The 20,208-nt window shown below is 49.5% G+C and carries 21 protein-coding genes, 1 tRNA gene and 1 pseudogene; 10 read left to right on the forward strand and 13 right to left on the reverse strand.

Features of this window, described 5'->3' with window-relative positions:
- Positions 1-166 (reverse strand): cold-shock protein (locus AC9UES_RS03825; protein WP_509526996.1); only part of this gene is annotated, 166 nt, incomplete at its 3' end.
- 338 nt (positions 167-504) lie between these two features.
- Here AC9UES_RS03825 and AC9UES_RS03830 point away from each other — a divergent pair.
- The 5 genes from AC9UES_RS03830 to AC9UES_RS03850 all read left to right on the forward strand — a co-directional run bounded on the left by AC9UES_RS03830 (position 505) and on the right by AC9UES_RS03850 (position 6,475).
- Positions 505-2,232, forward strand: coding sequence for a helicase-associated domain-containing protein (locus AC9UES_RS03830; protein ID WP_509526980.1), 1,728 nt, complete (start codon positions 505-507; stop codon positions 2,230-2,232).
- Positions 2,233-2,234: 2 nt separating this feature from the next.
- On the forward strand, positions 2,235-3,869 hold the full coding sequence (locus AC9UES_RS03835) for a DNA repair helicase XPB (protein WP_509526981.1): 1,635 nt from the start codon (positions 2,235-2,237) through the stop codon (positions 3,867-3,869).
- A 53-nt stretch (positions 3,870-3,922) separates the two neighbouring features.
- Positions 3,923-4,612, forward strand: a complete 690-nt coding sequence (locus AC9UES_RS03840; RefSeq protein WP_509526982.1) for a response regulator transcription factor — start codon at positions 3,923-3,925, stop codon at positions 4,610-4,612.
- Complete coding sequence (locus tag AC9UES_RS03845) at positions 4,612-6,105, forward strand: sensor histidine kinase (RefSeq protein ID WP_509526983.1); 1,494 nt, start codon at positions 4,612-4,614, stop codon at positions 6,103-6,105. The genes AC9UES_RS03840 and AC9UES_RS03845 overlap by 1 nt, the downstream gene beginning before the upstream one ends.
- Positions 6,106-6,184: 79 nt before the next feature.
- Positions 6,185-6,475: a WXG100 family type VII secretion target gene (locus tag AC9UES_RS03850; protein ID WP_509526984.1), complete on the forward strand. Its 291-nt coding sequence runs from the start codon at positions 6,185-6,187 to the stop codon at positions 6,473-6,475.
- On the opposite strand, the gene groL is transcribed toward AC9UES_RS03850, so the two are convergent.
- From groL to AC9UES_RS03865, 3 genes are all read right to left on the reverse strand, one after another.
- Positions 6,472-8,091 carry a chaperonin GroEL gene (gene groL / locus AC9UES_RS03855; RefSeq protein ID WP_509526985.1) on the reverse strand — a complete coding sequence of 540 codons (1,620 nt, stop codon included), beginning with the start codon at positions 8,089-8,091 and terminating at the stop codon, positions 6,472-6,474. The two genes, AC9UES_RS03850 and groL, sit on opposite strands and share 4 nt — an antisense overlap.
- A 158-nt stretch (positions 8,092-8,249) precedes the next feature.
- Positions 8,250-8,450: a cold-shock protein gene (locus tag AC9UES_RS03860; protein ID WP_509524820.1), complete on the reverse strand. Its 201-nt coding sequence runs from the start codon at positions 8,448-8,450 to the stop codon at positions 8,250-8,252.
- 196 nt (positions 8,451-8,646) lie between these two features.
- Positions 8,647-9,126 (reverse strand): LytR C-terminal domain-containing protein, encoded by a 480-nt coding sequence (locus AC9UES_RS03865; RefSeq protein WP_509526986.1) that lies wholly within the window; start codon positions 9,124-9,126, stop codon positions 8,647-8,649.
- 69 nt (positions 9,127-9,195) lie between these two features.
- Here AC9UES_RS03865 and msrB point away from each other — a divergent pair, with 69 nt between their 5' ends.
- The gene (gene msrB / locus AC9UES_RS03870; protein ID WP_509526987.1) at positions 9,196-9,597 is read left to right on the forward strand and encodes a peptide-methionine (R)-S-oxide reductase MsrB; all 402 of its coding nucleotides are present in this window, start codon (positions 9,196-9,198) and stop codon (positions 9,595-9,597) included.
- Positions 9,598-10,341 carry a DUF554 family protein gene (locus AC9UES_RS03875; RefSeq protein ID WP_509526988.1) on the forward strand — a complete coding sequence of 248 codons (744 nt, stop codon included), beginning with the start codon at positions 9,598-9,600 and terminating at the stop codon, positions 10,339-10,341.
- A 13-nt stretch (positions 10,342-10,354) separates the two neighbouring features.
- Here the strand turns inward: AC9UES_RS03875 and AC9UES_RS03880 are convergent.
- Positions 10,355-10,430: transfer RNA gene (locus AC9UES_RS03880), tRNA-Thr, on the reverse strand.
- A gap of 141 nt (positions 10,431-10,571) precedes the next feature.
- The gene (locus AC9UES_RS03885; protein ID WP_509526989.1) at positions 10,572-11,423 is read right to left on the reverse strand and encodes a DsbA family protein; all 852 of its coding nucleotides are present in this window, start codon (positions 11,421-11,423) and stop codon (positions 10,572-10,574) included.
- Between the two features lie 147 nt (positions 11,424-11,570).
- On the opposite strand from AC9UES_RS03885, the gene AC9UES_RS03890 reads away from it, so the two are divergent.
- Positions 11,571-12,647: an ABC transporter ATP-binding protein gene (locus tag AC9UES_RS03890; protein WP_509526990.1), complete on the forward strand. Its 1,077-nt coding sequence runs from the start codon at positions 11,571-11,573 to the stop codon at positions 12,645-12,647.
- Between the two features lie 64 nt (positions 12,648-12,711).
- Here the strand turns inward: AC9UES_RS03890 and rlmB are convergent, their stop codons facing one another.
- The 4 genes from rlmB to AC9UES_RS03910 are packed head-to-tail and all read right to left on the reverse strand — an operon-like array spanning position 12,712 to position 16,823.
- The gene (rlmB, locus tag AC9UES_RS03895; RefSeq protein ID WP_509524842.1) at positions 12,712-13,743 is read right to left on the reverse strand and encodes a 23S rRNA (guanosine(2251)-2'-O)-methyltransferase RlmB; all 1,032 of its coding nucleotides are present in this window, start codon (positions 13,741-13,743) and stop codon (positions 12,712-12,714) included.
- A complete protein-coding gene (gene cysS, locus AC9UES_RS03900; protein WP_509526991.1) occupies positions 13,736-15,163 on the reverse strand; it encodes a cysteine--tRNA ligase in 1,428 nt (475 codons plus the stop codon). The genes rlmB and cysS overlap by 8 nt, the downstream gene beginning before the upstream one ends.
- Positions 15,160-16,326 (reverse strand): 2-C-methyl-D-erythritol 4-phosphate cytidylyltransferase, encoded by a 1,167-nt coding sequence (gene ispD, locus AC9UES_RS03905; protein WP_509526992.1) that lies wholly within the window; start codon positions 16,324-16,326, stop codon positions 15,160-15,162. Before ispD ends, cysS begins: the two co-directional genes overlap by 4 nt.
- 14 nt (positions 16,327-16,340) lie before the next feature.
- A complete protein-coding gene (locus AC9UES_RS03910; RefSeq protein WP_509524849.1) occupies positions 16,341-16,823 on the reverse strand; it encodes a CarD family transcriptional regulator in 483 nt (160 codons plus the stop codon).
- A 93-nt stretch (positions 16,824-16,916) separates the two neighbouring features.
- Between AC9UES_RS03910 and AC9UES_RS03915 the strand changes: the two genes are divergently transcribed.
- On the forward strand, positions 16,917-17,426 hold the full coding sequence (locus AC9UES_RS03915) for a hypothetical protein (protein ID WP_509526993.1): 510 nt from the start codon (positions 16,917-16,919) through the stop codon (positions 17,424-17,426).
- Here AC9UES_RS03915 and AC9UES_RS03920 read toward each other — a convergent pair.
- Entirely contained in the window at positions 17,423-18,103 is a 681-nt protein-coding gene (locus tag AC9UES_RS03920) for a response regulator transcription factor (protein ID WP_509526994.1), read from the reverse strand. The two genes, AC9UES_RS03915 and AC9UES_RS03920, sit on opposite strands and share 4 nt — an antisense overlap.
- A complete protein-coding gene (locus AC9UES_RS03925) occupies positions 18,103-19,278 on the reverse strand; it encodes a sensor histidine kinase (RefSeq protein WP_509526995.1) in 1,176 nt (391 codons plus the stop codon). Before AC9UES_RS03925 ends, AC9UES_RS03920 begins: the two co-directional genes overlap by 1 nt.
- A gap of 135 nt (positions 19,279-19,413) precedes the next feature.
- Between AC9UES_RS03925 and phoU the strand changes: the two genes are divergently transcribed.
- A complete protein-coding gene (phoU, locus tag AC9UES_RS03930; protein ID WP_509526997.1) occupies positions 19,414-20,064 on the forward strand; it encodes a phosphate signaling complex protein PhoU in 651 nt (216 codons plus the stop codon).
- A gap of 6 nt (positions 20,065-20,070) precedes the next feature.
- Here phoU and AC9UES_RS03935 read toward each other — a convergent pair.
- Positions 20,071-20,208 (reverse strand): annotated as a pseudogene (locus AC9UES_RS03935) (phosphoglyceromutase); the annotation flags it as partial.

Genomic DNA, 20,208 nt, shown 5'->3' on the forward strand with positions numbered 1-20,208 from the left:
TCCTTTTTTCATCGACAATGCCGAATTCAACCCTGGTGCCAGGGGTTACCTGAGTCACTCCGTCTAGGAGTGCGCTGATGTGTAAAAAGACCTCTTGGCCTTCATCGGATGCGATGAAACCGAAGCCTTTTTCTTCATCGAAGAATTTCACTTTGCCGGTTGGCATGACTACCTCTTTCTCAGGGTTTTTCATTTTACCAAGGGCGACCCCCTAAAAACTACTGCCCGAATAATGCCCTGCCTTCAGGGGTATCCTAGAAGGATGACTAAATCCAAGCCTTCTGGACCTTCCCGGCTGGAGACTGTGCTTGCTTACATGGGAGCTGGGATTATTGGTCTTTCTTTACTATCTATAGTCATTACCCTGGTCCGAAGCTTCTTTGGAGAGAGCACTAATCTGGCCCTTTTTGCCCAGATACCTCTTATAGCTCTGCCCATTGGGTTCTTGCTTGTCCTATTCCTGTTGTTTCTTTCAGTTAGACGGAAAGGGCGCGAAAACAAGCAGTGAGTGATCTATACCGGTTAGCTCTAGCCCTGAGATCTGCAGAGGACTCAGCCCTGAGTATTTTGGTTCACGAGCGATCACTATCGCTTTCAGAGTTCAAAGATTTCTTTGATCTGGCCCAAGCTGTCCTCACTCCAAAATCACAAGCACTGCTTGTTTCAAGTCTTTCAAATTCAGAGATTAGTTCACTTCGATCCCTGCTAGCCCAGGAAAAAGTCTCCAAAGAGCAGGTTAGTTTTCTGGCGAGTGATCTTTTGGTTTGGAGCTCACAAGAGCCAGTGGTTTACGACTGGCTGGCCGAGCGCCTAAGAGAAAATCCAAGAACCGCATCGCTTCGCGTGGTGACCGAGCCAATTAATGCCCCCGATCAAGAATCAATCGATAGAGATTGTGGCATCCATGCATTTGAAGCGATGCAGTCAACAACAGAATTGATCTTTAGCCTCGATCAACACTTTGTTCGAGAAGTTTCTAGGGGCTCTATGGGTCTGCCAGATGTCAAGAGGCTTTCCAGCCACCTAGGAAAATCCAAAGAGTACGTAAAAGCCATACTTGAACTCGCAAAAGTTTCCGGGGTGGTAGCAATTTCGGAAAAACGCTTCCATCCAACAGACCTGGCAGATAACTGGATCAGCTCAGATGCCAAAAGCCGCTGGCACATCTTGGTAAACGCCTTTCTAGCTATCTTGGGTGCATCCGGCTCGAAAGAGTTAGCACTTCAGCTCGCCCAGAATCCAACTAAGTCGTTGAACGAGCTGGTGGGATCTAGCTTTCCGCTAGTTAACTCTTCCGCCCATTCTCGAATCGGGCGGGTTACTGAGCTTGCCGATGCCATCGGGTTGTCAGTAAAAGGTTTCGCCGCCAGCTGGCTTTCCAGCGTTCTAGCTGGCAAGGTGGCGGTTGCAACCAAGGCCCTAGAGCAAAGGCTTCCGGCTCAGCAAGAACGCATCATTGTTCAGGCAGACCTGTCCATTATTGCCCCGGGTCCCCTAGCCAGCTCAATCGAGATAGAGCTTCGCAAGTTCACTGACACCGAGAACATTGGGCTAGCCACCGGGTATCGGATTTCTCCGCTGAGCATTAGTTGTGGGCTAGAAGAAGGCTTGAGCGAAAAACAGATACGAGCCCTTCTTGAAAAGCTCTCGGCAGCAGCCCTGCCGCAACCGGTTGATTACCTTATTTCCGAAACCGCATCAAGGTTTGGCCGACTAAAAATCTCGGCCAACAAGACTGGGTCAATTTTGATTTCAACTGACGAACTGCTAGCTACCCAAATTCTTATGGACTCCAAGCTGAAAGCCTATGGGTTTAGAAAATCTGAGGGTGCGATTGTTTCAATGCTGGATCCCGAGACTTTGTATCATGCTCTTCGAGAAAACGGCTATCTGGCTATTCGAGTCGATGAAGCCGGCAAGGTAATTGCTCCTTCGGCTATTCACAAAAACAGTTCTCACGCTGCAATGTTTCAAGACCAGCTAATAAGACTTAGAAAACAAGATCTTGAAATTGCAGACCAAGCTCCAGAATCAGATGTTGATCGTAAGATTCAACTGGCCTTGGCTTCAAAAAGTATCTTGTTGGTTGAGATTAATGCCAACGGTAAAGTTATGAACTTTGTTCTAGAACCCATTGGTTTAGCAAATGGCAGATTGCGAGCCAGAGACCGCAAGGCTGATATCGAGAGAACTCTTCCGGTGTCTGCGATTACTTCGATTGTGATTGGCTAGCTATGAGCGAAGGTCCGCTAATTGTTCAAAGTGATAAAACAGCACTACTAGAGGTAAACCACCCAGCAGCACCTGATGCCCGACATGATCTAGCAATCTTTGCTGAATTGGAACGAGCTCCTGAGCACATTCACACCTATCGAATCACCAAGCTTGGCTTATGGAACGCTCGGGCCGCAGGCCACGACAGTGACTATGTCCTTGGAGTTCTAGACAAGTACGCCAAGTTCGCTATTCCCTCCTCGGTTCGAGTGGATATTCAAGAGACCATGGATCGCTACGGAAAACTGGTGATTCGAAGGGATACAGAAGGGCAACTGCTTCTTACCTGCTCCTCGCCGGCTATCTTGCTGGAGGCTTCCAGGGGGTCAAAAATATCAGCATTACTGGGATCTAGGCTCTCCGAGGATACCTTCGAGGTGCTTGCTTTTGCCAGAGGGGCTCTCAAGCAAGAGCTTCTCAAGCTGGGGTGGCCGGCTGATGATTTGGCTGGGTACACCCCTGGCACACCTCACGAAATTGCTCTTGCCGAAAAAGATTGGGCAATCCGCGACTACCAGAGCAATGCTGTCAGCAAATTCTGGGACGGTGGTTCGGGCGTTGTGGTGTTGCCCTGCGGTGCGGGTAAAACCATTGTTGGAGCAGCCGCTATGGCCAGAGCAAAAACCAACACTTTGATTTTGGTCACCAACACCGTTGCAGCCAGGCAATGGCGAGCAGAACTACTAAAGCGCACAACACTCACAGAAGAAGAGATCGGAGAATACTCCGGGTCAGTCAAGCAGGTAAAGCCAGTTACGATTGCGAGTTATCAAATTCTTACCGCAAAGCGCAAAGGTGAGTACGCCCACCTGGCATTACTAAATGCCAAAGACTGGGGTCTAATTATTTACGACGAAGTTCATTTACTTCCAGCCCCTATTTTTAAAATGACCGCCGATCTTCAAGCAAGGAGAAGATTGGGGCTTACGGCAACACTAGTTCGAGAAGATGGAAAAGAAGGAGACGTCTTTTCTTTGATCGGACCCAAGCGCTTTGATGCGCCATGGAAAAAAATTGAATCCGAAGGATACATTGCCCCCGCAGAATGTTTTGAGATCAGAGTTGATCTTCCAGAAGATGAAAGATTGAACTACGCAATTGCAGAACAAGACGAGCGCTACCGATTGGCAGCAACTTCCGAAGTGAAGATTCCTGTCATCCAGAAACTTTTGGAAATACACCGTGGTGAGCCAACTTTAGTTATTGGTCAGTACTTGGATCAGATCGATGAGGTAGCAACCTTGCTGGGTGTTCCAAAAATCACCGGTGAAACACCGGTCAATGAAAGAGAGCGTTTGTTTCAAGCATTCCGCGATGGAACAGAGCCCACTCTGGTGGTTTCTAAAGTTGCCAATTTCTCCGTTGACCTACCGGAAGCATCGGTAGCCATCCAAATCTCAGGATCCTATGGTTCCAGACAAGAGGAAGCTCAGCGACTGGGTAGGCTGCTGCGCCCGAAGGCTGATGGTCGTACCGCTTCGTTTTACACCCTTATTGCCAGGGACACCGTGGACCAGGATTTCGCCCAAAACCGCCAGCGCTTCCTTGCGGAGCAGGGCTATAGCTACAAAATCCTTGATGTTTCAAGCATCTGAGGCACTCAACTAACTCTCAGGTTTCTTTCAGACAAAACTGAGACACTTGAGCCATGACGAAAACCCGAGTGCTAATAGTCGACGACGAACCAAACATCAGAGACTTGCTTGCCACCAGCCTGCGATTTGCCGGCTTCGATATCCAAACCGCTGCCAATGGCACCGCCGCTGTAGCGGCAGTTACCGCGTCAGAGCCAGACATCATCTTGCTGGATGTAATGCTTCCGGATATGAACGGCTTCAGTGTTACTAAAAAGCTGCGCTCAGCCGGAATTCAAGCACCCATTCTTTTTCTAACCGCACGCGATGAAGTTGAAGACAAGATCACCGGATTAACCGTTGGCGGCGATGACTACCTCACCAAGCCATTTAGCCTCGACGAAGTAGTTGCAAGAATTCAAGCAATTCTTCGGCGAACCAAATCTTCCGACGCAGAACCTGCAGTTATCGACGCCGGTCCCGTTGTCATAAACCAAGATGCTCACGAGGTCAGTGTTGAGGGAACACTAGTTGATCTTTCTCCAACCGAATACAAGTTGCTTCGCTTCCTGGTTATGAACGCGGATCGCGTTTTAACCAAAGCGCAAATTCTTGATCACGTTTGGGAATATGACTTCAATGGTGACATGGGAATTGTTGAATCTTATGTTTCCTACCTTCGAAAGAAAATTGATCCAATTAGCTCAAGGTCGCTGATTCAAACAAAGCGCGGCGTTGGTTACATCTATAAGAAATATGACTAATGCCATCACGGTTAGCAATTGCCTGGGAAAAGGTTTCTCTTCGAAGTAAGCTAACCGGACTATCTGTTGCAATCATTGGACTGCTACTTCTAGTTTCAAGTTTTGGAACTGTCTCGGTTTTGCGAGCCTACCTCCAGCAAAACACCGACAACCTCTTGTCGGCGACAGCATCGATTCTGTCGCAACAAAACCCTGCCGAGATTGAGTCTCGGCTAAATGCCAAAAGACTCACCTTGCCGAGATTGCCAAGTGATTATTTGATTTCCGTGCTTGACGCTCGAGGCGAGACGATTTATCGCATCATGGCCACAGACGCTTCTGACATAGAGCTTCCCGATCTTGAGGCGCTGGATTTGGATGCCGTGTTCCGAACGGCTGGAGTGCCTTTTGATTTAGACGAGAATGGCACTTTGGGGGAAGTGACCATTGACGAGCACGACAGCTGGCGCGTGGTAGCCCAGCCATTCAGGGACTTTGAAGGCTCGGTTGTTGTAGCCCTGCCGAACAGCACCAACCTTGAACTGCTTCGCCAATACCGGGCTATCGGCGGGGGTTTTGGTTTCTTGCTGCTGGGACTTAGCGGTCTGAGTATCTGGCTCACAATCGCCCAGGCCCTAAGACCTCTGCGAGAAGTTGAGCGAACCGCCCAGCTCGTCGCCTCTGGAGATCTTTCTCAAAGGCTGATTGAGCGTCCGGGTAAAACTGAGATCGCACGACTGAATAGAAGCCTGAACACAATGCTCGACTCTCTCGAGGATTCGGTTTCTTCTAGAAACAAGACTTTGGGCCAGATGCGACGCTTCGTTGCGGATGCTTCCCACGAGCTTCGCACTCCCCTGGTTTCAGTTCGTGGTTATGCCGAGCTATACCGAAAGGGTGCGCTGAAAAAAGAATCAGAGGTCCAAGAAGCGATGCTTCGAATCGAGTCTGAGGCAATTCGAATGTCTTCGCTAGTGGAATCATTATTGACCTTGGCCCGATTAGATGAGAACCAACAGCTTGATGCCAAGAAGGTAGACATGATTGAGCTGATTCAATCAGTAATCAAGAGTGGGTCATCGGCAGACAAGAAGCTGAGTTTCTCGGTGTTGACTCTAAGCGGAGCTAAGTTACCAAAGGATGAAAAAATCTTTGCGGAGATAAACGAGAGCCAAATCCGACAGGTGCTTGTAAACCTCATAGAAAACGCCAAGCGCTTTAGCGCAAATAACTCTTCTATCGAAATTGCCATCGGTCAAAAGACCGAGGACGAAATCACCATAGAGGTCATTGATCACGGTGACGGTATTCCAAAGCAACTGCGAGACAAAGTCTTTGAGCGCTTCTACCGAGCTGATAATTCTAGAAACAGAGAAACCGGTGGAACTGGTCTTGGTCTTGCCATCGTGAAAGAGATCGTGCTTTTACACAAAGGCCGCATTGAGGTTCGAGATACCCCACAGGGTGGGGCTACCTTCCGGGTGAAGCTACCCGCCAGACACAACTGGGTCTAGTCACTTTTACACAACTTGTATTGCCGAGCCTTATCAGAGCCTATTTCTGCCTAATCTAGGGCCCTAAGAAAGGGTCAAAATGGCGCAATTCCAAGTAGATAGCGAGCAGGTGCTCGCAGCCACCGGTCAGATCAATGCAACGATTTCCAGGGTCCAGGCGGAGGTTGCTTCTCTACACAACCAACTGCAAAGCCTGCAGGGTTCGTGGCGAGGAGCCGCAGCCGAATCATTTCAAGCTTTAGCTAATCGCTGGCGAACCACTGCAGGCGCAGTTGATACTCAGCTCTCTGAGATTGGTGTGGCTCTTTCTTTCGCAGCTAATCAATACCGCGAGATTGAGTACGCCAACCAAAGGTTGTTTTTGGGTTAGAAGCCCATGCCTTCGCCGCCACCTTGTGGCATTGGAGCAGCAGGCTCTGGCTTCTCCGCAACTACCGCTTCGGTAGTTAGGAATAGACCCGCAATCGATGCAGCATTTTGCAATGCTGAACGAGTTACCTTAACTGGGTCATTGATGCCAGCGGCAAGCATGTCAACATACTCTCCGGTTGCGGCGTTTAGGCCGTGCCCAGAAGGTAGGTTTTCAACCTTGTCAGCAACAACGCCTGGCTCAAGTCCTGCGTTAATCGCAATCTGCTTCAAAGGAGCGGAGATTGCAACACGAACGATGTTCGCTCCGGTTGCCTCATCACCTTTGAGCTTTAGCTTCTCGAATGCAGTCTTGCCAGCCTGCAGTAGCGCAACGCCACCACCAGCAACAATTCCTTCTTCAACAGCAGCCTTGGCGTTACGAACTGCATCTTCGATGCGGTGCTTGCGCTCTTTTAGCTCAACCTCGGTTGCGGCTCCAGCTTTGATAACTGCAACTCCACCGGAAAGCTTGGCTAGGCGCTCCTGCAGCTTCTCGCGGTCGTAGTCAGAGTCAGTGGCTTCGATTTCGCGACGGATCTGCTCGACTCGGCCAGCGATCTGGTCTTTGTCTCCAGCACCTTCAACGATTGTGGTCTCGTCCTTGGTGACAACGATCTTGCGAGCGCGTCCAAGCATAGTTAGGTCGGTGTTTTCTAGCTTTAGGCCTACCTCTTCAGAGATAACCTGGCCACCGGTCAAGATTGCGATGTCTTGCAACATAGCCTTGCGACGATCACCAAAGCCAGGAGCCTTGACGGCAACAGACTTGAAGATTCCACGAATCTTGTTCACGATCAGGGTAGCTAGTGCTTCGCCTTCGATGTCTTCTGCGATAACAAGAAGCGGCTTTCCAGCCTGGATTACCTTGTCAACAACAGGAAGAACATCCTTGATGTTTGAGATCTTGGAGTTCACGATTAGCACGTAAGCATCCTCTAGAACTGCTTCCTGACGCTCTGGATCAGTAACCATGTATGCGGAAACGTAACCCTTGTCGAATCTCATACCTTCAGTTAGCTGTAATTCGATTCCAAAAGTGTTTGACTCTTCAACAGTTACAACACCCTCGCGGCCAACCTTGTCAATTGCTTCAGCGATTAGCTCACCGATTACAGGGTCGCCTGCGGAAATAGATGCGGTTGCAGCAATCTGCTCTTTGGTCTCAACTGGCTTAGCGTTTGCCACAAGCTCCTTGATAACTGCCTCAACAGCTTTTTCAATTCCGCGCTTTAGCGTAATTGGATCTGCTCCAGCTGCTACGTTGCGAAGTCCTTCGCGAACTAGTGCCTGAGCCAAAACAGTTGCAGTGGTAGTTCCGTCTCCGGCTACGTCATCTGTCTTCTTAGCAACTTCTTTAACTAGCTCCGCACCAATTCTTTCGAGTGGGTCTTCTAGTTCGATCTCCTTAGCAATTGAAACACCGTCATTGGTAATGGTGGGTGCTCCCCACTTTTTCTCAAGAACGACGTTACGTCCACGTGGGCCAAGGGTGACCTTCACGGTGTCTGCGAGGATGTTTAGTCCGCGCTCTAAGCCACGGCGGGCTTCTTCATTGAAAGTGATAATTTTTGCCATTTTTGGGTTTCTCCCGAAGTTGGTATAAGGATTAGCACTCTATTTGTTTGAGTGCTAACTCAATTTTGGCACTCTAATGCTGAGAGTGCAAGTGGGCAGGGCATGAGAAAAGCCGCTACCCCTAAAGGCAGCGGCTTTCCCTTGAAGTCTAGGTGGTCCTAGATTAGGTTCACGGCGTCGGCCTGAGGGCCTTTGTCGCCGTTCTTTACTTCGAACTCAACGCGCTGGTTCTCCTTGAGCTCCTTGTAGCCATCACCCTGGATAGCTGAGAAGTGAACGAATACGTCCGCTCCACCGTCCTGAGTAATAAAGCCGAAGCCCTTCTCAGCGTTGAACCACTTTACGGTTCCTTGTGCCATTTGTATCTCCTGTTGCCTAGTTTGAATGCGGCTTCGACCAATAGATCTAACCGAGTCGCTTCCAAACCGGGGGATCCAGGAATGCATTACTAAACCGAAAGCTTATGAAGCTAGGGCTTTTTCTACGACCGTTTACTACTCTAGCCTTGATTGGGCCAATAAAGTCAAGTAATTTTTTGGACCGAAATCGGCTCAACTAGTCGAGGTAGTCCAGACCTACTACAACCGTTATGGGGTCCGGGAACTGGTCAGAGACAGCAATAATTGATCCTGGGAACCTGGCTACCAACCCTTCTGCCTCATCGCGAAAGCCCTCATCGGTGATAAAAACCAAGGTGTTTGCTGATGTTGGAGAGCCTGGGTCGGTATCAGCCAAGCTGGCGGTGGAAACAATGTTCCAGCCTTCCTGGGTCAGTTCTTCCCCAACTACCGCCGCAATGTCGGTATCAGTTCCGTCGATAACAGACACCTGAACCTGAGGGACAAAAGGCAAATCTGGCATCATTACGCTCAAATCTGCGATCCGAAGACCCATTAGTCCCCCGAATGCCAGCAGCCCGGAAATGGCTGTCAGGGTCATAAATGACCGAATGTAATCCATGGCATTTTTTGGGGCAAGGTGCTTTCCCCCGATACCAAGGTTGGTATCGGCCTTTTCCTGCACTTTGTCTTGCATGGTTGCCTTTATGAGAATGGGCGATGAGCTTCTATATTGGCACTTGGGGCCTAGGAAAGGAAACTGGATATGGACTACCCAATAAGGAAGTCAGACCAGCAGTGGCGCGAGGAACTAAGCGAGTTTGAGTACCAGGTGCTTCGCGAGGCAGGCACCGAACGTGCTTTCACCGGAGAGTTGCTAAACGAGCACCGCACCGGAATCTTCCGCTGTCGCGGATGCCAGGCAGAGCTTTTCCGAAGCACTACCAAGTTTGAGTCGCATTGCGGCTGGCCAAGTTTCTATGAACCAAAAGCAGATGACGCTGTCGAGCTTTTAGAAGATAGAAGTTTTGGAACAGTGCGAACTGAAGTTAGATGCCGAGCCTGCGGCTCGCACCTAGGTCATGTCTTTGAAGATGCCCCCCAGACTCCAACCGGAGATCGCTATTGCATCAACTCAGTGAGCATCACGTTTGAAGAATCAAACTAAATGATCATTGGTCTTGGAACACTTATAAACGTTGTGGCAATAATTGTTGGCACAGTCATTGGTGTCTTAGTTGGTAATCGCCTGAGTGAGAAGACTTCACGAGTGGTGACGGATGGCCTGGGTCTTGTGGTCTTGGTCCTTGGTGGACTGAATGTAATCTCACTTCTTGATGCGGAGTTCATATCGGCTGTGGGTCCAGGTATCCCGTTGTTGGTAGTTATCGGTGCGATCCTTATCGGCGGGATCATCGGGTCAGCTCTCAAAATTGAGCAGCGGCTTGAGCAACTGGGCACATCATTGCAAAAGAGATTTGCTGGTAAAGGAACTAAGGACTCAAAGGAGAAATTCATCACGGGCTTTGTGAACGCTTCATTGGTCTTTACTATCGGCCCACTAGCCATTCTTGGAGCCTTGAGTGACGGACTGGGTCAGGGAATTGAACAGCTAGCAACTAAATCAATCCTTGACGCCTTTGCCTCGCTAGCCTTCGCCGCAAGCTTGGGTTGGGGTGTTGCTTTATCGGCAATACCGGTTGGGCTCTGGCAAGGCTTGATAACAGTGCTGGCCTTCTCGGTGGGTGCGGTGGTTTCAGCACCAATAATCTCAGCGCTAACGGCAACTGGCGGGGTTTTACTTCTTGGAGTCGGCCTTAGATTGCTGCAACTGCGTCAAGTTGCTGTTGGCAACATGTTGCCGGCATTGATTGTTGCTCCACTAATCACGCTTTTATTGATGGCTATATAGTCAGAGGTAGTTCTGGGGCCGACCAGGGGACTTGAACCCCTAACCCCCGCATTACAAGTGCGGTGCGCTACCAATTGCGCCAGGTCGGCCTGCAGCTCGAAAGCTACGTAGAAGGCGGGCACCCCCGTACTTCCTCAGACAGCATATCAGTTCAGAGCAAGTAATGCGAAAATCAAGACAAAATTGGAGAAAGGCTACTACCAGCTACTGCCAAATCTGAGCTGGAGAGGTTATTCGGTCGCTTCAGCCGTTATCAACTGAATGAACTGTGCAAAGCGAGCAGGACTTGCTAATTCATCACCAGTCGTCCAGGTGTATTGCTGACCATTAACAAAAATTGCCGGGGTACCAGTCACGCTCTGGTCGGTTCCAGGAATTGGCTCAGAAAGGGCCCGTTCGGTTGCATCCTTTATAAACGATCCAAACATTTTGGTGTTGATGCAGTTACTGACTTCTTCGGTGTTAGTAACACCAACTTCTTGCGCAAAGGCTATCAATTCGGAATTTTCTGGTCCACTTGCACCTTCAGCCGGTTGGGATTGGAACAGCCTGGTGTTGTATGAGAAGAAATTATCTGGTGAGTAATCAGCTACACACAAAGAAGCGTTAGCTGCTCTGGAAGAAAAGGCGTTTGGTGAGCCACGGCCATCTAGGAAAGATAGCGGGTGGAGCTCCAATGTTGCAGCGCCAGTGGAAACCCAGTTTTCTAGCTGTTCCGAGTTAGGAAGTTCAAAGATTGCACAAATTGGACATTGGTAATCGATGTAGATAATAATCTCCACTGGGTCGGGCTGGTTCATTGGTGGAGTGAATTCTGGGGTATAAACCTGCAAGCCACTTCCGACTTTTACGCCGTCATTAAAGCTTGCGTTGACCGGAACGGCCTGTGACTGGGTGCTGGCTGAGAACACCGTGAATGCAATGGCACCGGAGGCGACCAAAACAGAGGTAACGATACCTATCTGGATGAGGACGCGGTTTCGCTTATCGCCCTTCTTTTGTTGTTCCCGCATGGCTTTAGCCTTGGCGCGAGCAGCTTCCCGTTGTTCTGATCTGGTAGGTCTGGGGGCATTTGAGGTCATTGTGGTAGTTTACAGGACGATTCTGAGCTCAGCTAATTGTGGCTGCCTTGGATTCTGGTGGGATACTTGAGTTATCCAAAGGAGGCTTCCGATGGTGAATTCACAAAGGATCGTCCGGCACGTACCTGCCGGTGAAGGAGTAACACAATGGCAACAGTTAAATTCGAAAAGGCCACCAGAACCTATCCAGGTGGAACAACCCCTGCAGTTGACTCAATAGACCTAGAAATCGCCGATGGCGAGTTCTTAGTTCTAGTTGGACCTTCTGGTTGCGGAAAGTCAACTACTCTGCGAATGCTTGCAGGTCTGGAAGAAGTAAACGGCGGCAAGGTTTACATCGGCGATCGAGATGTAACGAGCATTCCACCAAAAGATCGTGACATAGCAATGGTTTTCCAAAACTATGCTCTCTACCCACACATGACTGTGGCAGAAAATATGGGCTTTGCGCTCAAAATTGCGGGCGTTGCTAAGGAAGAAAGAGCCGCACGAGTTCTTGACGCAGCAAAGTTATTGGATCTTGAACCATACCTAAACAGAAAGCCGAAGGCTCTCTCCGGTGGTCAGCGCCAGCGAGTAGCGATGGGACGAGCAATTGTTCGTCAGCCTCAGGTGTTCCTGATGGACGAGCCGCTATCTAACTTGGACGCCAAGCTTCGTGTTCAGACCAGAACTCAGATTGCATCGCTTCAGCGCCGCTTGGGAGTCACGACTGTTTACGTAACCCACGACCAGGTTGAAGCCATGACCATGGGAGACCGCGTAGCGGTTTTGAAAGATGGAGTTCTGCAGCAAGTTGCCACCCCACGTGAGCTTTACGAGGCTCCAAAGAACGTGTTTGTTGCTGGATTCATTGGCTCACCAGCCATGAACCTGCTTGAGGCCGAGGTTGTTGATGGAGGCGTGAAGTTTGGAAACACAGTGGTTTCGATTCCAAGCAACATTCTTTCCAAGACCAAGGCCAAGAAGGTAACTCTTGGTATCCGACCAGAAAACATCGATGTTTCAAACTCCAAGGGAATCTCAGTAGAGATTGACGTGGTCGAGGAACTTGGATCCGATGGGTACCTTTACGGTCGAGCCAAGCTCGATGGCGCAGAAATCGAGCTGGTAGCTCGAGTTGATGGACGCGACCACCCGCACAAGGGCGAGACCGTATTTCTCAACCCAGAAGGTGGAATCATGCACATCTTCGACCTCGATACTGGTGAGCGCCTTAACTAGTGGGCATGACCAAAGCACTTGCTAAAACGTCTAGTGCCGTCAATCTCGGAAAACGGGAAGAGAGCTAAAGTTTTGGTCTCGATTTAGAAATTTCGTACAGAGCAACCGACGCTGCAATGCCGGCATTCAAAGACTCGGTTTCTTTTGCAATTGGGATAGACAAAACCGCATCACAATTTTCCTGAACCAATCGAGATAAGCCTTTTCCTTCTGAACCAACCACTAGAACCAATGGTTCATTAGATAAGTTGAATTTCGGTAGCGACATATCTCCCCCGCCATCTAACCCAACTACAAATACTTTTCTTTTCTTGAATTCCTTGAGCGTCGCGTTCAGATTCGCTGCTAGAGCAACCGGTACTCTTGCCGCCGCACCGGCTGAAGTCTTCCAAGCAGATGCGGTTACTCCAGTTGATCTGCGCTGCGGCAAGATAACGCCATGGCCACCAAACGCTGCCACAGAGCGAATGATCGCACCGAGGTTTCTTGGATCTGTGATTCCATCAAGAGCAACAAACAGCGGTGTTGCACCGCGCGATAGAACTTTATCCAGCAGCTCCATTGGGTGCGCGTAGTTGTATGGCGGAACTTGTAGTGCAACTCCCTGGTGCACAGAATCAAAACCGGTTAGCCGATCAATTTCTGGACGGGTAACTTCGCTGATTGGGATCTTTCGCAAATTAGCCAAGGTGATAGCTTCTTTGACCCTGTCATCCATTTCAATTCGAGAGGCAAGATACAAAGTCGTTGCGGGCACTTTGGCTCGCAGGGCTTCCAGCACTGAGTTTCGACCGGATAGAACCTCGAAGCTCTCGGTTGCCTTTGTGATGCGCTTTCCCTTGCGGGCAGCAGCTCCTGCAACACCTGCAGTTTTTGGCCCAGATGCTACAAACTCGCCTTTACGACCTACTCGAACTCCCGCGGCTTTTTTCTTATCGGCAGATTTTTTCGCGCGGAAGGCTTTGTGGCCTTTGCGGTCTTCGGCCTTAGGGGTAGGGCCTTTTCCTTCGAGTCTTTTGCGGCCATGGCCGCCAGTACCAACACTTGGTCCCTTTTTGCCTTTAGCCGATCCTGGTCTTGCAGCTTTGCTAGGCACCTAGGCTCCAATTGGTTGAGCCAGCTTCATCCTCGAGGATGATGCCAGCGATCTTGAGCTGATCGCGAATGCGATCAGAAGCTTCAAAGTCTTTACTGTCTCTTGCTAGTTTTCTTTGCTCAATCATCAACTGAACCAATTTGTCCAGGGCCGAAAGAGCCTCATTCGCTGATTCCGTCGATTGCCAAATCGCATCTAGCGGGTTGATGTTCAGTACGTTCACTATACCCAGTACTGCAAAGTATGCCTCAGCTGCCTCTTGCATGCTGTCGGAATCCAAAGCAGAGTTGCCGGCTCTCACAGTTTCGTGCAGCACTGCAAGGGCTGATGGCATATTGAGATCGTCATTCATGGCATCAATAAACTTCTTGGGTAGCGAGCTAGCTGCCAAAGTGGAGCCCTCAAGGGTTTTGCTCTCAGCTAGTTTGCGTCCGGCACGTTGCAAGAAAGAAGCGATTCGTTCAATGGCAGCTTCTGCTTCTTGAATCACACCTTCGTTGTAATCCAAAACAGATCGGTAGTGGGCCGAACCCAGGTAGTAACGAAGCGCTAAAGCGTTGGAGTCAGTTAGTACATCGCTTACCAAAATCGAATTACCGGCAGACTTACTCATTTTTGCGCCAGCGACGTTTACGAGGCCATTGTGGAGCCAGTAGTTCGCGAACTCGTGTCCTGCAGCGCGGGATTGAGCAAGCTCATTTTCGTGGTGAGGAAAACGAAGGTCCAAACCGCCGCCGTGAATATCAAATTGAGTGCCTAGGTATTTCACGCTCATTGCGGAGCATTCGATGTGCCAGCCGGGTCTGCCTCTTCCAAACGGTGAATCCCAGGAAGCATCCAGTGGCTCAGTGTCTTTATGGGCTTTCCAAAGAGCAAAATCCCTAGGGTCTTTCTTGCCTCTCGAATCGGCTTCAGCGTCTGCAATTAGGTCATCTTTGGCTTGATTCGTAAGCTCGCCATAGCTTTTCCAGCTACTGGCGCTAAAGAAAACATCAGCTGAGTTCTCGACCTGGTAAGCGTGACCCTTGGAAATTAGCAACTGAATTAGCTCAATCATTTCCATGATGTTGCCCGTTGCTCTTGGTTCATAGCTCGGGGTTCCGATGTTGATTTTGCGATAGGCGCTAGCGAAGGCCTGTTCGCATTCAAAAGCTAGACCCCACCAGGATCTTTTTTCAGCCTTGGCGTTATCCAAAACCTTGTCATCAATATCTGTCACATTTCGAATGAGCGTGACATCGTTGCCAAGAGTTTGGAACCAGCGAACTAGCTGATCGTAAACAAGGGCTGAACGCAAGTGACCTAGATGAGGCATCGACTGGACCGTTGGTCCGCATAGGTAGATTCCTACCTTGCCCTTTTCTAAAGGCACGAAGTCCTTTAGAGACTGGGTTTTGGAATCAAAGAGCTTCAGGTTCACGAGCCCAAGCCTACCTTTCGCACCAAACTGGTGGCCACAGCCGCCAATCCCTCGTCGCTTCCTAAAAATCCCATGCCATCGGTGGTGGTAGCCGAAACGCTCACCGGCGCGCCAATAATGGCCCCAAGATGAGTTTCAACTTCCAATCTTCTTGGTGCAAGCTTCGGTCGATTTCCAATTAGCTGCACGGAAACATTCACTGGCTCAAAATCTTGATCTTTCAATAACTCAAGTGTCGCCTTCAGGAAAACTTCACCTGAAGCGCCTGAATATTCAGGACGGTCTACTCCAAAATTTGACCCTATGTCGCCAAGGTTTGCAGCCGACAAAAGTGAGTCAACAATCGCATGAGAAATGACATCGCCATCGCTGTGACCTTCAAGGGCTAGCTCCCCTGGCCACTCCAAACCTCCAAGATAGAGAGTCTTGGTCTTGTCTTCGCTGTAGCGATGGGCATCCGAACCAATGCCGGTTCTGGCGTGAGCTAGAAGGTAAGTTTGTGCTCGCTCGAAATCCTCGGCTGTGGTGATCTTCATGGCTTGCTCTTCGCCTGGGATCATCATGACGGTGCCGCCAATTGATTGAATAAGTGCGGCATCATCAGTAAATTCTTGCGTTGCACCAACGTGCGCTGCAACCAAAACACTGGCTGGGAATCCCTGTGGTGTCTGGGCACGAACCAGATCTGATCGTTCGATTGTTTCTTGAATAACGTCGCCTTTGTACCTTTTTATAGTGTCCGCAACGTGCAGTGCTGGAATCACGCCAATCTGGTTTTCAAAAACCGATTGCGCTACTCGATTAAACAAATCAGTAGAAGCTAGTGATCTGGCAGAGTCGTGAACCAAGACAATGTCTATTCCGCCTCCAAGAACCGCCAAAGACTCAGAAACAGATTGCTGCCTGGTGGCCCCGCCGACAACAACTCGAATATCTACACCTTGGTTAGAAAGCTGTTTTTCAAATTCAAGAGTCTGGGTTAGGTGAGATTCTGGAACAGCAATAATTAACTGCTTGAGGTTTTCGGTTGCGAGCGCGCGGAAGACGCTGTGTTCGAGAAGTGATTTTCCGGCTAGTTCAACGAATGCTTTAGGGGCTTTAGCACCTAGGCGCTCACCCTTACCTGCAGCTAGTAGCACCACCGCTACTGAGCGTTGGGTCATCGTTCTGGGCTTTCCTAGGAAGCCAGAACTTGGTCTAGCAAGACACCGGCTTTTTCTTCGTCGGTCTTTTTAGCAAGAGCTAGCTCTGAAACTAGAATCTGACGGGCCTTAGCAAGCATGCGCTTTTCACCAGCAGAGAGTCCGCGGTCCTGGTCTCTTCTCCATAGATCTCTTACAACCTCTGAAACCTTGACTACGTCACCGGAAGCTAGCTTTTCTAGGTTGGCCTTGTATCTTCTGGACCAGTTGGTTGGCTCTTCAATGAACTCAGCGCGCAACACATCGAAAACCTGCTGAACACCCTTGCGGTCGATTACATCGCGAACACCCACCATCTCAACATTGGCGGCTGGGACCCAGATTGTTAGGTCACCCTGGGCAACCTTCAGCTGAAGGTACTTTTGGGTAGCGCCACGGATGTTTCGGTTTTTAACTTCTACGATTTTTGCTGCGCCGTGATGTGGATAAACGACGGTTTCGCCAACCTCGAACTTCATGTGTTGGATTCCCTTCAGAAACCACTATTTTACCACAGCTAGGTCCTTTATTACTGCCGTAAAGTAGTAACTAATGCCCAATTAGGAGGATCATTGCTAGTTCGTCGGATCACAATCGCTTTGGCAGCCACAGCCATGACTCTGAGCTTGAGCGCCTGCAGCCTGACCGGCAACGTGGCTTCTTTGGACCCATACTCTCCTAGCGACGGCCAGCAAATTGACCTTGAATCTGTGAAGGCCCGCAACTTTATCTACCTGGTGGGTGATAGTGGTCGAGGCTTCTTGATTGGCTCCTTAGTGAGCACGGGAACTAAAGACTTGAAGGTAAAACTTCAGTATGTGGACCCAGCAACCGATGAGCGAACAGATGTCTTTTTTGATGTACCGGCTGGATCCAAGGTTGACTTTGGCTATAACGGTAATCCCGCGCTCGAGCTACCGGTTGTTGAGGTGCCAGGTCAAACTGCAAAATTTTTCTTGCTGGAGAGCGAGAGTATCAGCGGAATTATCCAAGTGCCAGTTTTGGATGGAACCCTAGCTGAGTACCAAATGCTAATTGAGCAGCTAGAGGAGCAGCAGCCAGAGGAATCCGAAGAGAACTAAACTTCGAGCTTGTAACCCAAGCCTCGAACGGTCTGGATGTATTTTGGCCTAGCAGGATCTTCTTCAACTTTTGAGCGCAGTCTCTTGATGTGAACATCCAAGGTCTTGGTGTCACCAAAGTAATTTGATCCCCAGACGCGATCAATAATCTGACCTCGGGTCAAAACGCGATTCACGTTCTCCATCAATAACTCAAGGAGTTCAAACTCTTTGAGTGGCAGAGTTAGCGCATTTCCGTTTAGGGTAACCACGTGACGATCAGAATCCAAGCGAAGCTCACCAGCAGTCAATACCGACCCGATTGTAAGCGGGGGCTCCACTTGCCTTCTTAGGACAGCTTTAATTCTTGCAAGTAGCTCCCTGGTTGAGTAAGGCTTGGTGATGTAATCGTCGGCTCCGATTTCCAGACCAACAATCTTGTCAATTTCAGAGTCTTTGGCTGTGAGCATGATGATAGGAACATTGGAACTTTGTCTGATCTGTTTACAAACTTGGTTGCCATCAATTTTTGGAAGCATGAGATCGAGCAAAATTATGTCAGCGCCTGATTTCTCAAAGACTTCTATTGCTTCTTCGCCATCTACTGCGACCGATACATCGTGGCCCTCTTTTTCGAGGAAAAACACCAGTGCCTCCCGAAGGGACTGCTCATCTTCAACAACCAAGACTTTGGCCATTACTTTCCTTCCCTAACTAGGTCGATGGTTCCGGTAGACGGATCCGAGGCTGTTGCCAGCGGAACTCGAAGGGTAAAGGTAGATCCCACACCCACCTGGGAGAACAGCTTGATTTCCCCGCGGTGAGTCTTGGCGACGTGCTTCACGATGCTAAGACCAAGACCAGTACCACCGGTTTCTCTAGATCTCGATGGATCGGCTCTATAGAAACGCTCAAAGATTCGCTCCTGGTTCTCTGGGGAAATCCCAGCACCCGAGTCAGTGACAGTAATCTCAGCAATAGATTCCTTGGCGCTGCAACCAATTCCAACACTGGTTCCAGGTTCTGAGTAGCTGATGGCGTTTTCAACAAGATTCTTCACTGCGGTAATTAGCATTTCTTTATTGCCAAAAACTTCCAGCTTCGGCGCCTGCTCAGAAACCAATCGAATTTTTCGGTTTGCCGCAAGTTGTTCGTTGCGATCAATTGCATCAGCAACCACCTCATTGAGGTCAATGAGCTCGGCGTCAGCAATTACCTCTTCAGACTGAAGCCTGGAAAGTTTGATGATGTCCTGAACCAAGAATGTGAGTCTGCTGGATTCTTTATTTAAACTGGCTGCGAATTTTGATACAGCAGCTCGGTCATCTCCCGCTTCTTGGATTGCTTCTGACAGCAGAGCGATGGCACCAATTGGCGTTTTTAGCTCATGGGAAATGTTCTCAATAAAGTCTCGTCTGGTCTTATCCAGCCTGATGTCACTGGTTCTGTCCTCTAGAACGAGAACCACATAGTCACCTTCGACCAACTTGGACTTGGCAGATACCGAAACTTTTTCCTGTGCTAGTCCAACGCGCAAAATTCCCTCGAACGATTCAATTTCCGATCCCGATCTGGCCCGCTTCACTAAGTCAACTAGTTCTGAATGAACCAAGAAGCCACGCGCAACCAAACCGAATGATTCGGCCCAGCTGTTAGTGCCAACAACTTTGCTCGATCCATCTACAACGATTCCCACTGAACCCATTAGTTCTAAAACGTCGCCCACTAGGTCCGGGAATGAGTCTGGTTCAGATTCGCTAACGCTCTTGTTTTGTCTTCCGAGGAACCAGCCAATAACTAACCCAATCACCAGAGCCAAGACTCCACCAAGAATGATTGCCACGACATCAAAACTGTTCACAATGTTAACCATATGACCCACGAAAGCCCTCAAAGTGCCAAAAACCTAGGAAATAGCGGTAATTTTGAATTGGGTTTGGTGTTTATATGGCTCTCGTTAACCAACGAGTGGGATATTCATCAAGTAAAGCCAAGAAGGGAACTAACCATGCGCCAGGTATTTCAAAGCGAACTCCAAGAGGTTCAGGAGCGCCTGGTTGAGATTTCTCAGTCGGTAGCCGTAATCATTCAAAAAGCCACTCAGGCTTTCTTGACCAATGACGTCACCCAAGCTGATGAAGCATTGGCTCTATCGGATTCCAATGAGGAACAGGCGCTAGCCCTCGATGAACTCGTGATCCGAATTTTGGCACTACAGTCTCCGGTTGCCAGGGACCTTAGAGTTTTGGTTTCGGCACTTAGGATCAGTGCGAGCCTTGAGCGCATGGGTGCGTTGGCAAGCCACATTGCCTCTATCGCAAGGTATCGCTATCCAGGTTCCGCGGTTCCAGACTCTTTGCGAAAGACATTCGAAGAGATGGGTGCGCTAGACATCCAACTAGCCAACAAGCTAACTGAGGTCTTGAAAAATGCCGACGTTGACTTAGCTAGAGCTATTCAAGCCGAAGATGAGAGAGTTGACGAACTGCACCGCAGTGTCTTCGATGTCGTTTTGGCAGACAACTGGAAAGAAAACGCAATGTTTACAGTAGACGTGACATTAGCGAGCCGTTACTTCGAACGTTTTGCCGACCACGTCGTAGACATCTCGAGCAAGGTCACTTACCTAACTACCGGCGAGTGGCACGAAACCGAATAGTACTTTTTACTTTTTTCCTTGATTAGCAACAGCGGCCTGACCGGCAGCTGCAGCTGCGGGGTCTAGATACTCTCCACCTTTAACCATGGGCTCGAAGTTTGAATTCAGCTTGTACAGCAAAGGCATGCCGGTTGGAATGTTTAG

The organism is Rhodoluna sp., from assembly GCF_044232805.1.
Taxonomy (GTDB): domain Bacteria; phylum Actinomycetota; class Actinomycetes; order Actinomycetales; family Microbacteriaceae; genus Rhodoluna.

Bases quoted from the DNA above. Each gene is read 5' to 3' on its own strand.
- groL (WP_509526985.1), bottom strand. From the start codon at position 8,091: ATGGCAAAAATTATCACTTTCAATGAAGAAGCCCGCCGTGGCTTAGAG.
- AC9UES_RS03890 (WP_509526990.1), top strand. From the start codon at position 11,571: ATGGCAACAGTTAAATTCGAAAAGGCCACCAGAACCTATCCAGGTGGA.
- phoU (WP_509526997.1), top strand. From the start codon at position 19,414: ATGCGCCAGGTATTTCAAAGCGAACTCCAAGAGGTTCAGGAGCGCCTG.
- AC9UES_RS03835 (WP_509526981.1), top strand. From the start codon at position 2,235: ATGAGCGAAGGTCCGCTAATTGTTCAAAGTGATAAAACAGCACTACTA.
- AC9UES_RS03845 (WP_509526983.1), top strand. From the start codon at position 4,612: ATGCCATCACGGTTAGCAATTGCCTGGGAAAAGGTTTCTCTTCGAAGT.
- AC9UES_RS03920 (WP_509526994.1), bottom strand. From the start codon at position 18,103: ATGGCCAAAGTCTTGGTTGTTGAAGATGAGCAGTCCCTTCGGGAGGCA.
- AC9UES_RS03875 (WP_509526988.1), top strand. From the start codon at position 9,598: ATGATCATTGGTCTTGGAACACTTATAAACGTTGTGGCAATAATTGTT.
- AC9UES_RS03840 (WP_509526982.1), top strand. From the start codon at position 3,923: ATGACGAAAACCCGAGTGCTAATAGTCGACGACGAACCAAACATCAGA.
- msrB (WP_509526987.1), top strand. From the start codon at position 9,196: ATGGACTACCCAATAAGGAAGTCAGACCAGCAGTGGCGCGAGGAACTA.
- AC9UES_RS03850 (WP_509526984.1), top strand. From the start codon at position 6,185: ATGGCGCAATTCCAAGTAGATAGCGAGCAGGTGCTCGCAGCCACCGGT.
- AC9UES_RS03865 (WP_509526986.1), bottom strand. From the start codon at position 9,126: ATGCAAGACAAAGTGCAGGAAAAGGCCGATACCAACCTTGGTATCGGG.
- AC9UES_RS03860 (WP_509524820.1), bottom strand. From the start codon at position 8,450: ATGGCACAAGGAACCGTAAAGTGGTTCAACGCTGAGAAGGGCTTCGGC.
- AC9UES_RS03925 (WP_509526995.1), bottom strand. From the start codon at position 19,278: ATGGTTAACATTGTGAACAGTTTTGATGTCGTGGCAATCATTCTTGGT.
- ispD (WP_509526992.1), bottom strand. From the start codon at position 16,326: ATGACCCAACGCTCAGTAGCGGTGGTGCTACTAGCTGCAGGTAAGGGT.
- AC9UES_RS03885 (WP_509526989.1), bottom strand. From the start codon at position 11,423: ATGACCTCAAATGCCCCCAGACCTACCAGATCAGAACAACGGGAAGCT.
- AC9UES_RS03910 (WP_509524849.1), bottom strand. From the start codon at position 16,823: ATGAAGTTCGAGGTTGGCGAAACCGTCGTTTATCCACATCACGGCGCA.